The sequence below is a fragment of the Staphylococcus sp. NAM3COL9 genome (assembly GCF_001431205.1).
In the GTDB taxonomy this organism is placed as follows: Bacteria; Bacillota; Bacilli; order Staphylococcales; family Staphylococcaceae; genus Staphylococcus.
Genome location: NZ_LGPC01000011.1, coordinates 460,701 through 473,335, shown reverse-complemented (window position 1 = coordinate 473,335; position 12,635 = coordinate 460,701). Strand labels below are relative to the sequence as shown.

Here is a 12,635-nt window from a genome sequence, read left to right as displayed (position 1 = left end):
AGAGGAGAACTTTTATGATTCCATTAAATCAAAGATTAAAAAAAGTAAGTACTTATATACAAGGTTATTGTCTAGCGGACATCGGTTCAGACCATGCATATTTACCAATTTTTGCAATTGAAAATAACTTAACGCAAAAAGCAATTGCTGGTGAAGTAATCAAAGGACCGTTTGAAGCATCAAGGCGCAATGTCATTGAACAACAACTACATTCAGTTATTGATGTTAGACTCGGTGACGGTTTATCTGTAATTCAAACTAGTGATGATATTTCATCGATTACTATTTGTGGAATGGGGGGGCCTTTAATTGCTAAAATACTAGATGAAGGTTCTGAAAAATTAACAAATCAACCAAGATTAATTTTGCAAAGCAACATCCAATCTAGTGCTATACGAAAACAACTTATCAAAATGAATTACAGTATTATAGCTGAGGATATATTAGAAGAAAAGGGCCATATATATGAAATTATTGTTGCAGATTATTTAGAAGGTGTTGAACCTTTATCATCACAAGCATTGAAATTTGGTCCTGAATTATTAAAACATAAAAATAATTTGTTTTTTAAAAAATGGAAACGCGAACGAGAAGCATTATATACAATACAGCAGAATTTAAATCCGCAACATCACGCCGAACGCTTAAATGAAATCAATCATGAAATTAATTTAATCAATGAGGTGATATAAATGAATATTGAACAATTACTTCACAATATTAATAAGCATATACCATTGAATACGGCTGAATCATGGGATAATGTGGGCTTACTTATTGGTGATACATCTTCTACAGTTACAGGAGTTCTGACTGCGCTTGACTGTACTGATGATGTAGTTGAAGAAGCATTGACAAATCAATGTAATACAATAGTTTGCCATCACCCGCTTATATTTAAAGGCGTTAAAAGTATTACACAGCAAGATGGTTATGGTGCTATCATACGTAAGTTAATTCAAAATAACATTAACCTTATTGCCTTGCATACAAATTTAGACGTCTATCCAAAAGGTGTTAATGCGATGCTTGCCAATAAAATCGAATTAGGCAACCAACATATTTTAAATCCAGAAACAATTCCGTATTTTAAAGTCCAAGTGTTTATTCCAAAAGTGAATTTAGAAACTTTCAAAAAAAGTCTGAGTGAAGCTGGTTTAGCACAAGAAGGCGAATATGAGTATTGCTTCTTTGAAAGCCCGGGGGATGGACAATTTAAACCCATAGGTAATGCGAATCCACAAATTGGTGAATTAGGTTCTGTAGAACATGTTGAAGAGTATAAATTGGAATTTATGATTGAAGAAGATCAACGTGTTTTAGCACAACAATTAATCGCACAGTATCATCCATATGAAACACCGGTTTATGATTTTATAAAAATGGAAAAAGAGGCAAATTATGGTTTAGGTATGATTGGTGAACTTAAAGAATCTATATCAGCAGAATCATTTGTGAAGCACGTTAAAACAAAATTGAAAATGCCAAGTGTCCGATTTACTGGTGACTTAAATTCACACATCAAAACGGTCGCTGTTATTGGTGGATCGGGTATTGGTTTTGAGTATATTGCAGCTAATAAAGGCGCAGATATATTTGTGACTGGAGATATTAAACATCATGATGCTTTAGACGCTAAAATTGCAGGTGTTAATTTATTAGATATTAACCATTATAGTGAATATGTGATGAAAGATGGATTGCGTCAACTTTTAATAACATGGTTAAACGACGAAGAAATTGATTTCAATATAAACGCATCCCAATTAAATACTGATCCATTTGAATATATATAATACGTGAATAACTCGAATTTACTTATGACAAGTAGGTTCGAGCTATTATTATTTACAATAAATGATTACGATATGCAGTATGATTAAATAATTTAGTTCAAAATTATAAGCTAATGCTTTATAATAGATAAGATGAAGATTTAAGGAGGCCAAGACATGGCGAATCACCCATTTGAGAAATTTAATTTAGAACCAAGTCTATTAGACGCTGTGAAGGATTTGAATTTTACTCAACCAACTGAAATACAAAGTCGAGTAATTCCAAAAATATTGAAACAGGTAAATTTAATAGGTCAATCACAGACTGGTACAGGAAAATCCCATGCATTTTTATTACCATTAATGAATGCAATCAATACAGAATATAAAGAACCACAAGCAATTATCGTAGCCCCTACAAGAGAGCTAGCACAACAATTATTTGATGTAGCTAGTCACTTAGCCAAATTTAAAAATGAAGTCTCTGTAAAGCTATTTATTGGTGGTACAGATATAGAAAAAGACCGTAATCGAGCAAAAAACCAACCACAACTTATTATTGGCACGCCAACACGTATAAATGATTTAGCTAAAAATGGGGATTTACATGTTCATTTAGCTTCCTATTTGGTTATTGATGAAGCAGATTTAATGATTGATTTAGGTTTAATCGAAGAAGTAGATTATGTGGCTACAAGATTAGATGAGAATGCACATATTGCAGTTTTTAGCGCCACTATACCCAAATCATTACACCCATTTTTAAACAAATACTTAGAAAACCCTGAGTATGTTGAAATTGAAAATACTCAAAAAAATAAAAGGAATATAGAATTTTATTTAATTCCAACAAAAGGTGAAGCAAAAGTTGAAAAAACTTTAAAACTTATTGATATTTTAAACCCTTATCTATGTATAATTTTTTGTAATAGTCGTGATAGTGCGGACGAATTAGCAAAACAATTAGCTGCGTCTGGTTTGAAATTAGGGATGATTCACGGTGGTTTAACACCAAGAGAACGTAAGCAACAAATGAAACGTGTTAGAAACTTAGAATTTCAATTTGTTATAGCAAGTGATTTAGCTTCACGTGGTATAGACATCGACGGTGTGAGCCATGTAATTAACTTTGATGTGCCAAGAGATATTGATTTCTTTACCCATCGTGTAGGACGTACTGGACGTGGGCAATATAAAGGTGTCGCAATTACATTATATAGCCCAGATGAAGAAGAAAATGTCACTTTGATTGAACAACGTGGCTATGAATTTGAAAATGTTGATATCAAAGATGGTGAATTAAAAGCTGTAAAAGCCCACAACACCCGTCGAAAACGTAGAAATAAAGATGATCATTTAACAAACGGATTAAAACATAAAGTAAAAAGTAATAAGAAAAAGGTTAAACCTGGTTATAAAAAGAAATTTAAACGTGATTTAGATGATTTAAAAATTAAAGAGCGTAAACAATTTAGTAAACAAGAAAGTCGACAACAGAGGAAAAATAAAAAAGGATAGGTGACTAGTATGTTATTGGGATCTCATGTATCTATGAATGGTAAAAAAATGTTAGAAGGTTCAGCTGAAGAAGCACATAAATTGGGCGAATCTACTTTTATGATTTACACAGGTGCGCCTCAAAATACTAGAAGAAAGCCCATCGAAGAATTAAATATTGAAAAAGGTCACGAAATTATGGAACAACATGGTCTTTCAAATATTGTTGTTCATGCGCCATATATTATTAATATTGCTAATACTATAAAACCACATGTTTTTGATTTAGGTGTGGAATTCTTACAAAGTGAAATTGAACGTACACAAGCGCTAGGTGCAAAGGATATCGTACTTCATCCTGGGTCACATGTAGGTGAAGGCGCTGATGTAGGTATTAAAAAAATCATTGAAGGCCTTAATGAGGTCCTAACTAATGATAATAATGTAAGAATTGCTTTAGAAACAATGGCTGGTAAGGGTTCAGAAGTTGGAAGAAATTTTGAAGAAATAGCTCAAATTATCGATGGCGTTAATCATAATGAAAGATTATCAGTGTGTTTTGACACTTGCCATACGCACGATGCAGGATACAATGTTAAAGAAGATTTTGATGGCGTACTAAATGAATTTGATAAAATTGTAGGCGTGGATAGAATTAAGGTTGTACACGTGAATGATAGTAAAAACGATATTGGTGCTCATAAAGATAGACATGAAAATATTGGTTTTGGTTATATTGGTTTTGACGCTTTAAATTACATCGTTCATCATGAGGCGTTTAAAGATGTACCTAAAATTTTAGAAACACCTTTTGTAGGCGAAGATAAAAAAAGTAAAAAACCTCCTTACAAACTAGAGATTGAAATGTTGAAACAACAACAATTTGATCCTGAATTACAAAACAAACTTTTAAATCAATAAAATTAATATAAAGTACGAACACTTTTATTTAACAAAAGTGTTCGTTTTTTTAATAAGTCGTAAAGATTACTATTTACATAATTACATCTACGTTGTATAGTATAAAACGAGGTGAAAACATGTCTACGCCAGTATTCGAATTAAAAAATATTGATTATTATTTTGACAATAAACAAGTACTTGAAAATATAAATATTAAAATTAATCGCGGTGAATTTCTAGCAATTGTCGGCCCAAATGGGGCAGGGAAATCAACTTTGCTAAAAATTATACTTGGATTATTGTCTATACAAAAAGGACAAATTTATGTTGATGGTAAAGATTACAATGGAAAACAGTCTATGCTAAAAATCAGTTATGTTTCCCAGAAAGCGCAAGCTTTTAAAGCTGGTTTCCCAGCAAGTGTGAAAGAGGTTGTAATTAGTGGTCTAACTAAACGTAAAAAAATGCTTCAATGGTTTAATAAAACTGATGAAGGCAAAGTGAAAAAAGTATTAAAAAGATTGAATATTGAACACTTGATAGATAAAAACATAGCTGAACTCTCAGGAGGACAACAGCAACGTGTATTAATAGCTAGAGCGCTAATTAGCGAGCCGTCAGTGTTGATATTAGATGAACCTACAAGTGGAATCGATGCCAAGCATGTAAGTGAATTTTATGAAACACTAGAGACACTTAAACATGAAGGTGTAACAATAATTTTAGTGACGCATGATATTGGCGTTGTTGCTGATACAGCTACTGAAGTAGCGTGTCTAAATAAACATTTACATTTTCATGGTTCTACTGAAGATTTCAAATCATTGGATGAAGTTGAAATATCGAAGATATATGGACACCCTATTCAATTTGTAGATCACCAACATAGTAGGGAGTGTTGTTCATCATGATAGAAGCGTTACTCAATTTTGATTTCATGCGGTACTCTTTAATAAGTGGTGTCCTTATTGGTCTTATTGCACCATTAATCGGTGCTTTTATTGTTGTACGAAGGTTATCACTTATTGCTGATGCATTAAGTCATGTCACTTTAGGTGGTATTTCATTTGGCATGTTTGTAGTTACGATTATACCAGCTTTCACATTTATAAATCCTATGTGGTTTGGTATTCTTTTTGCTATTATAGGAGCACTATTAATTGAAAACCTTAGAACTTCTTACAGTAATTATCAAGAAATTGCAATTCCTATCATTATGAGTGCAGGTATAGCACTGAGTGCGATTTTTATTTCTCTTGCTGATGGTTTTAATCAAGAGATTGTTGGTTTACTCTTTGGTTCAATTAGTGCAGTAACTGAAAGTGATTTAGTTACTATAGTTGTTATTGTAATCATTGTGATTGCCTTCATATTATCTTTTTATAAAGAATTATTTATATTGTCATTTGATGAGGAGTACAGTAAAGTCATTGGTATCCCTAAATGGATACAGTTTCTATTTATAATTATTGTGGCTATGGTCATATCAGCTTCAATGCGTGTCGTAGGCATCTTATTGGTAAGTGCGTTAATCACATTACCTGTAGCTATCGCAATGCGCATGACGAAAGGTTTTAAACAGTTAATCATCTTAAGTGTTGTTATTGGAGAACTGTCAGTCATAGGAGGGTTAATCTTAGCATTTTATATGAACATTTCTCCTGGTGGTGTGATTGTAGTGTTACTTGTGCTTATCCTTGCAATAACGATGATGTACCAGAAATTTAAAATAAGAGCGGTAAAAGGGGCTGTTAAAAATGAAAACTGAAGAAGCCATTGATATAATTAAAGCAAACGGTCATAAGTATACAAATAAAAGACGAGAAATGGTAGATATCTTCGTTGCTGAAGACAAATATATTAATGCAAAGCATATTCAACAAAAAATGGATGAAAATTATCCGGGTATTTCTTTTGATACCATATATCGAAACTTACATCTTTTTAAAGATTTAGGAATTGTAGAAGGTACAGAACTTGATGGAGAGATGAAATTTAGAATTGCTTGTACAGATCATCACCATCATCATTTTATTTGCGAATCATGCGGTGACACTAAAGTGATTGATTTTTGCCCAATTGAACAAATTAAAGCTTTTTTACCACAAGTAGATATTCATACACACAAATTAGAAATTTATGGTGTTTGTGAATGTTGCCAAAAAGCTTAAGTTAATTTTAAACTAACTCAGAGTATAAAAAATAAGCCAATGTTAATAAAGACATTTGGCTTGTTTTTTAGTTTGAAATTATTATTCTAAGTTGATTTATAAGGAATTTAATGGTCTGTATATTTAATTATCGTTATTTATGTGCTAGGTAAACAGGAATGAATAAATTACACAATAGAAAATCCTACAAAAACGAATTATTTATAACTTGTAAAAAATCACAAAATAATTCTTTGTACTAAAAATTAGTTGATTAAATATAGGCCGTTAGTATGAATTAAATTGAATTTTTAAAATAGTTCGTCAAAGATGTTTAAATAGGTCTGATTTGAGATATACTAATAAAGGAACTAAAGATGACAAATATTATTTTATGGCGATATATATTGCTTTCACAAGCATATTAATTGTTGTCATTAATATAACTTGTTATGCTTTATTTAAGATTAATTAGGAGGATGATTATTTATGGCTTTTGAATTACCAAACTTACCTTATGGTTTTGATGCATTGGAACCACACATTGATCAACAAACAATGGAGATTCACCATGGCAAACACCATAACACTTATGTAACTAAATTAAACGCAGCAGTTGAAGGAACTGATTTAGAATCTAAATCAATCGAAGAAATTGTTGCAAACTTAGACAGTGTACCAGAAAACATTCAAACAGCTGTTCGCAATAATGGTGGAGGTCACTTAAACCACTCATTATTCTGGGAATTATTAACTCCAAACTCTGAAGAAAAAGGTACTGTTGTTGATAAAATTAAAGAACAATGGGGTTCTTTAGATGCATTCAAAGAAGAGTTTGCTAACCAAGCTGCAGCACGTTTTGGTTCAGGTTGGGCATGGTTAGTTGTAAACGATGGTAAATTAGAAATCGTTACTACACCTAACCAAGATAACCCATTAACTGAAGGTAAAACTCCTATCCTAGGCTTAGATGTTTGGGAACATGCTTATTACCTTAAATACCAAAACAAACGTCCAGACTATATCAGTGCATTCTGGAACGTTGTAAATTGGGAAAAAGTTGACGAATTATATAACGCTGCTAAATAATTAAGCAGGCGATTATGACGGCCTTTTCAAAGGTCGTCATTTTTTTTAACTAAAATAATAGAAATATTGTCTGATTTCATATATCATTTGTAGTGAGAACTTTTGAATAGAGGTATGTTGTTTTGCTAAAAAGACTAAAAGAAAAATCAAATGATGAAAAGATTAGAAATACAATGAATAAAAGAATCAGTTTTATTTTTGGTGTTATTGTATTCATTTTCGCAGTAATTGTTTTAAGATTGGGTTATTTACAAATTGCTGAAGGATCTCGTTATGAGCAACTTATTAAAAATAGTGAGAATTTAACTGTTAATGAAGCTGTGCCAAGAGGTCGCATTTTAGATAGAAATGGTAAAGTTCTCGTTGATAATGCATCTAAAAAGGCGATTACATATGCAAGGGGCCGAAAAACAACCCAATCAGAAGTTTTAAAAATTGCTAAAGACTTGTCTCGCTTAATTGAAATGGATACAGATAAAATTACAGATAGAGATAAGCAAGATTATTGGATTCAAATTCACCCTAATAAAGCTGGAAATTTGATGAAAGAAGAACAAGCGTTATTAGAAGATGGTAGTATTTCTCAAGATGACTATGATGATTCATTATATAAAAAGATTGGTGCTAAACAAACCGATTCATTAACTGATGAAGATTTGCAGATTTTATCTATATATAGAGAAATGATGTCTGGATCGGCTTTAGATCCACAAATGATTAAAAATGAAGACGTTAGTGACGAAGAATATGCAGCAGTATCTCAAAAATTATCAGAATTGCCAGGAGTAAATACTACGATGGATTGGGATAGAAAATACCCATATGATGATACATTGAGAGGGATATTTGGTGATGTTTCTACAAGTGAAGAAGGAATACCTAAAGAATTAACAGAAAAGTATTTATCTAAAGGGTATTCACGTAATGACCGAGTAGGTAAATCTTATTTAGAATATCAATATGATGACATTCTAAAAGGTAAGAAGAAAGAAATGAAATATACTACGGATAAATCTGGAGATGTTATTGACTCGAAAGTTATAAATCCGGGCTCACGTGGTGATGATTTAGTTCTTAGTGTTGATATAGAACTGCAGCAAAAAACTGAAGAGTATCTAGAAAAACAAATTGACAAATTGCGTAGTGAAGGTGCTAAGGATATGGATAATGCAATGATTGTAGTCCAAAATCCCAACAATGGTGATGTCTTAGCAATGGCGGGTAAACAAATTGATAAAAATGGCGATTTAACAGATTATGACATCGGTGCATTCACTTCACAATATGCAGTAGGCTCATCTATAAAAGGTGGTACGCTATTAGCTGGATACCAAAATGGTGCAATTGATGTAGGCGATGAAATGATTGACCAGCCATTAGAATTTTCTGGTGGACTTAAGAAAAGTTCTTACTTTAACCAAGATGGTAAAGTGACTATTAATGATAAAGAAGCATTGATGCATTCTTCCAACGTCTATATGTTTAAAACAGCATTGAAAATCGCTGGATCTGCTTATACACCAAACATGACATTGCCTTCAGATATTTCGGAAGCAGGTCAAAAATTACGTAAAGGTTTAAACCAAGTTGGATTAGGTGTTAAAACAGGTATTGATTTACCTAACGAGACAAATGGACAAATTGAACCTTTAACTAATAATCCAGGTAACTTTTTAGATTTAGCAATTGGTCAGTACGACACATATACACCGTTACAATTATCACAATACGTTTCTACGATTGCTAATGATGGCTATAGAGTACAACCACATATTGGTTTGGAAGTAAGGGATGCTACTAATAAAGACACACTTGGTCCAGTAAAAGAGAAATTCAAAGGTGATGTGCTTAACAAGGTTAATAATACCGAAGAGGAAGTTAACCAAGTGCAAGAAGGGTTTAAAATGGCATTTAATAAAGAAGAAGGTACAGGGTATGCAAGCTTTAAGGATACCGTAGTTCCTTCTGCTGGTAAAACAGGAACAGCAGAAGTATTCCAAGATGGCAAGCCTAAAGTGAATGCAACATATGTTGGCTATGCACCAATTAAAAATCCAAAATTAGCATTTTCAATCGTATATACCAATCAACCCGTACCTGAACCTTGGTTAAACGGAGGAGATTTAGGTAAAGATGTAATAAACTATTATTTTAAAGAAAAAGACAAAAATTAAATCATCTTAAGGCACTATTTATCAAAAATACCGACATAGTGGTGTTTATTGAAAAATTAATACTTTTCAATTTTATAACTAAATGGTATGATTAGTAGGTCGTATTTTGAAAAGGTAAGGAGGAATTAGCATGCGCGTAAACGTAACTCTAGCTTGTACTGAATGTGGAGAAAGAAACTACATTACTACAAAAAATAAACGTACTAATCCTGAACGTATAGAAATGAAAAAACATTGTGCTCGTGATAATAAACACACTATGCACCGTGAAACAAAATAATTTATATTTTGAACCAGATTCTTTGATTAGAATCTGGTTATTTTTTTATGCAGACTAAATTAATTATTTTTTTAAAAAATGCAGTTTAATGACATTGTAATTCATTAACGTTATAATAACAGGAGTATAATAAACGGGAAGGTGTATGTTATGAATAAAAAAGTATTACGCCAAGATAAAATTGGATTAATGAAATCTTTTATGTCGAATAATCAAAAAAACGCTTCAGATGAATATCTTGCAAATCATTTATTTGATACGAGTGAATATAAATCAGCAAAGTGTGTAGGCATTGTATTATCTATGCCACATGAAGTAAATACATATTCTATCATTGAACAAATGCTTAATGAAGGTAAGACTGTTTTTGTACCTGAAACAAACTATCAAAGTAAAGAAATGACATTTAAAAATGTAGATAGACTTGACCACATCGGGCCAGATGATAAAGGTATTAATCATGTAGAAGCTGATACGAAAATTTCAAATCAATTAGATTTATTAATTGTACCTGGCGTAGTATTTAATCATAGTGGGTATCGCATTGGATACGGAGGTGGATATTTTGATAAGTTTTTAAGTCAAAATACACAACCGACGATAAGTTTACTTTATGACTTCCAACTTGGTGACTTTGAGGTTGAAACACATGATCAGCCCGTTGAAAAATTAATAATAGCAACAACTTAATTATGGAGGCAGAAATGATTACAGAAAAACTTTATTGGAAGTGTATCTACACTTGGATTAAATATTTTAATTATCATATTGTTCATCGTAATCAAGATGATAGTGAAATTTGGTTAGCAAACAAGAAAAAACAATCTGTTGTTATCTTTGAAGTTGGTGCTAATTCCTCTCAAGAAGTTAGGTTTGCTAAAAGTAGAATTCAAGAAAACGAAGAGAATATCGTTTCATTTTTAGATTTTTTACCTAAAAATTATGAATTATACATATTCACTGATAAAGCTTTTACTGATGAAAATTTAAATGAAATACAACCACTTAAATTTAAAGTGAAAATTATTAGAGAAGCAAGTCACGCTGAAAGAATTATGCCGAATTTCATAATGAAGAAAATTTATAATCGAGATAGTAAACTTACAAAATATCAATATAAACAACGTGCATTAAATAATAATCCTATTGAGAAACATATGTTGAAGTTTTCTCCTGTTACCTACACATTAATTGCAATCAATATTATCATCTGGCTTGCAATGGTTCTATTTTTAAATCGATTTTCAGACTTGAAAATGTTAGATGTAGGTGGACTTGTGCACTTTAATGTGGTGCATGGTGAATGGTATAGATTGATTTCATCTATATTTTTACATTATGATTTTGAACATATTTTAATGAATATGTTGAGTTTATTCATTTTTGGTAAAATTGTGGAATCAATCGTAGGTCATTGGCGAATGTTTGTCATCTACATTGTTGCCGGACTCTTTGGTAACTTTGCATCATTGTCATTCAATACTGACACTGTTTCTGCAGGTGCGAGTGGTGCAATATTCGGATTGATTGGCTCTATATTTGGATTTATGTATGTAGGGAAACAGTTTAATCGTAAACTTATTGGTCAGTTGCTAATTGTTCTTGTAATAATGATCGGATTATCTTTATTTATGCAAAATATTAACATTGTCGCACACATAGGTGGCTTTGCAGGTGGCCTTTTTATTACATTAATCGGCCATTATTATAAAGCGAATCAAAATCGCTTTTGGTTCTTGTTAATTCTAATGCTTATATTGTTTATTGCAGCACAAATTCGTATTTTTACGATTAATGAAGATAACATATATAATACAATTATTTCGAATGAAATGAAGCAAGGTCAATATAATGAAGCTAAAGATATGGTTGAAGATACGATAGATAAGCACTATGCAGATGATGAAACGTATTATTTGCATGGACTAATTATTGCAACTCTAAACTCAAAATCTGAAGGTGTCGCAACTTGGGAAAGAGGTTTAAGGTATTTTCCTGACTCCGGTCTATTAAATTATCAACTAGCGATTGCAAGTAGGTCTCTTGAAGATAATGATAAAGCAAAAAAATATATTAAAGCTGCGCTAAAGGCAGATTCAAGTAATAATGATTATATTAATTTAAATAAAGAATTGAGCGATGATAGTGAATCAAAAGATTAATAATTTTTATGATGTACTTCAGCTTTTAAAAAAGTTTGGCTTTATTATATATTTTAAAGACAAAAATGATATGTATGAAATGATGGAACAAGAAATAAAATCATTGCACGATTTTAAATTATTAACAAATGATGAATATTTGAAATGTATATTAATTATAAATCAAAGAAGAATGAATAAATAAGATCCCCCCGGCAACCACTGTGCTTATGGGGGTTTTAATTTGTTTATGGATTAAAAAGACGTAATTTGTTACTAGATATGCTTTCTAGATTTTTAATCAAATGTTTGTTCATTTTTCATATAACAGAAGTATATATTTGTAGCGTTGTCTTTTCGTGCGTATGATTTATACATTTTACAAGTAAACGAATAAGAGTGAGGCTGAATGTATGTGATGTAACGCTTTTATTTATGTCTAATTTCAACATATCCTCTTTTTGAGAGGCTTTATTGAATAGTAAGTGGCACGGTTAGCACGAAGTGTTACTTATAATATGCTAAATGCTTCAGACATAATTCCTTCATAAACTGATTGAACAGAGTGATATAATGCAGAAAACGATGGACGAAATCATATAATTTTTGAAGAAATATTCAAAGTG

Annotated in this window: 13 protein-coding genes; all 13 read left to right on the top strand. The window is 31.5% G+C overall.

The genetic code is table 11. From position 1 onward, the window contains the following. Positions 1-14 precede the first annotated feature (14 nt). The 13 genes from ACA31_RS05225 (at position 15) to ACA31_RS05165 (ending at position 12,214) form a co-directional block, all read left to right on the top strand. On the top strand, positions 15-692 hold the full coding sequence (locus ACA31_RS05225) for a tRNA (adenine(22)-N(1))-methyltransferase (RefSeq protein ID WP_057512305.1): 678 nt from the start codon (positions 15-17) through the stop codon (positions 690-692). Continuing rightward, positions 693-1,796 carry a Nif3-like dinuclear metal center hexameric protein gene (locus ACA31_RS05220; RefSeq protein ID WP_057512304.1) on the top strand — a complete coding sequence of 368 codons (1,104 nt, stop codon included), beginning with the start codon at positions 693-695 and terminating at the stop codon, positions 1,794-1,796. 156 nt (positions 1,797-1,952) lie between these two features. Continuing rightward, positions 1,953-3,293 carry a DEAD/DEAH box helicase gene (locus tag ACA31_RS05215; RefSeq protein ID WP_057512303.1) on the top strand — a complete coding sequence of 447 codons (1,341 nt, stop codon included), beginning with the start codon at positions 1,953-1,955 and terminating at the stop codon, positions 3,291-3,293. A gap of 9 nt (positions 3,294-3,302) precedes the next feature. Next, the gene (locus ACA31_RS05210; protein WP_057512302.1) at positions 3,303-4,193 is read left to right on the top strand and encodes a deoxyribonuclease IV; all 891 of its coding nucleotides are present in this window, start codon (positions 3,303-3,305) and stop codon (positions 4,191-4,193) included. A gap of 119 nt (positions 4,194-4,312) precedes the next feature. Next, a complete protein-coding gene (locus ACA31_RS05205; protein WP_057512301.1) occupies positions 4,313-5,086 on the top strand; it encodes a metal ABC transporter ATP-binding protein in 774 nt (257 codons plus the stop codon). Beyond that, positions 5,083-5,943, top strand: coding sequence for a metal ABC transporter permease (locus ACA31_RS05200; protein ID WP_057512300.1), 861 nt, complete (start codon positions 5,083-5,085; stop codon positions 5,941-5,943). Before ACA31_RS05205 ends, ACA31_RS05200 begins: the two co-directional genes overlap by 4 nt. Then, positions 5,933-6,346: a Fur family transcriptional regulator gene (locus tag ACA31_RS05195; protein WP_057512299.1), complete on the top strand. Its 414-nt coding sequence runs from the start codon at positions 5,933-5,935 to the stop codon at positions 6,344-6,346. The genes ACA31_RS05200 and ACA31_RS05195 overlap by 11 nt, the downstream gene beginning before the upstream one ends. Before the next feature lie 468 nt (positions 6,347-6,814). Further along, positions 6,815-7,414, top strand: coding sequence for a superoxide dismutase (locus ACA31_RS05190; protein WP_057512298.1), 600 nt, complete (start codon positions 6,815-6,817; stop codon positions 7,412-7,414). Between the two features lie 122 nt (positions 7,415-7,536). Next, positions 7,537-9,588 (top strand): peptidoglycan D,D-transpeptidase FtsI family protein, encoded by a 2,052-nt coding sequence (locus ACA31_RS05185; RefSeq protein WP_057512297.1) that lies wholly within the window; start codon positions 7,537-7,539, stop codon positions 9,586-9,588. Positions 9,589-9,718: 130 nt separating this feature from the next. Further along, a complete protein-coding gene (rpmG, locus tag ACA31_RS05180; protein ID WP_002483181.1) occupies positions 9,719-9,868 on the top strand; it encodes a 50S ribosomal protein L33 in 150 nt (49 codons plus the stop codon). A gap of 150 nt (positions 9,869-10,018) precedes the next feature. Then, complete coding sequence (locus ACA31_RS05175) at positions 10,019-10,558, top strand: 5-formyltetrahydrofolate cyclo-ligase (protein WP_057512296.1); 540 nt, start codon at positions 10,019-10,021, stop codon at positions 10,556-10,558. A 14-nt stretch (positions 10,559-10,572) separates the two neighbouring features. Beyond that, positions 10,573-12,030 (top strand): rhomboid family protein, encoded by a 1,458-nt coding sequence (locus tag ACA31_RS05170; protein ID WP_057512295.1) that lies wholly within the window; start codon positions 10,573-10,575, stop codon positions 12,028-12,030. After that, complete coding sequence (locus ACA31_RS05165) at positions 12,014-12,214, top strand: YqgQ family protein (protein ID WP_057512545.1); 201 nt, start codon at positions 12,014-12,016, stop codon at positions 12,212-12,214. The genes ACA31_RS05170 and ACA31_RS05165 overlap by 17 nt, the downstream gene beginning before the upstream one ends. Positions 12,215-12,635 lie beyond the last annotated feature (421 nt).

What these genes read in the sequence shown, in the direction of transcription:
- ACA31_RS05190 (WP_057512298.1), top strand. Translation starts at nt 6,815, where the DNA reads ATGGCTTTTGAATTACCAAACTTACCTTATGGTTTTGATGCATTGGAA.
- ACA31_RS05175 (WP_057512296.1), top strand. Translation starts at nt 10,019, where the DNA reads ATGAATAAAAAAGTATTACGCCAAGATAAAATTGGATTAATGAAATCT.
- ACA31_RS05225 (WP_057512305.1), top strand. Translation starts at nt 15, where the DNA reads ATGATTCCATTAAATCAAAGATTAAAAAAAGTAAGTACTTATATACAA.
- ACA31_RS05215 (WP_057512303.1), top strand. Translation starts at nt 1,953, where the DNA reads ATGGCGAATCACCCATTTGAGAAATTTAATTTAGAACCAAGTCTATTA.
- ACA31_RS05200 (WP_057512300.1), top strand. Translation starts at nt 5,083, where the DNA reads ATGATAGAAGCGTTACTCAATTTTGATTTCATGCGGTACTCTTTAATA.
- ACA31_RS05195 (WP_057512299.1), top strand. Translation starts at nt 5,933, where the DNA reads ATGAAAACTGAAGAAGCCATTGATATAATTAAAGCAAACGGTCATAAG.
- rpmG (WP_002483181.1), top strand. Translation starts at nt 9,719, where the DNA reads ATGCGCGTAAACGTAACTCTAGCTTGTACTGAATGTGGAGAAAGAAAC.
- ACA31_RS05220 (WP_057512304.1), top strand. Translation starts at nt 693, where the DNA reads ATGAATATTGAACAATTACTTCACAATATTAATAAGCATATACCATTG.
- ACA31_RS05205 (WP_057512301.1), top strand. Translation starts at nt 4,313, where the DNA reads ATGTCTACGCCAGTATTCGAATTAAAAAATATTGATTATTATTTTGAC.
- ACA31_RS05210 (WP_057512302.1), top strand. Translation starts at nt 3,303, where the DNA reads ATGTTATTGGGATCTCATGTATCTATGAATGGTAAAAAAATGTTAGAA.
- ACA31_RS05170 (WP_057512295.1), top strand. Translation starts at nt 10,573, where the DNA reads ATGATTACAGAAAAACTTTATTGGAAGTGTATCTACACTTGGATTAAA.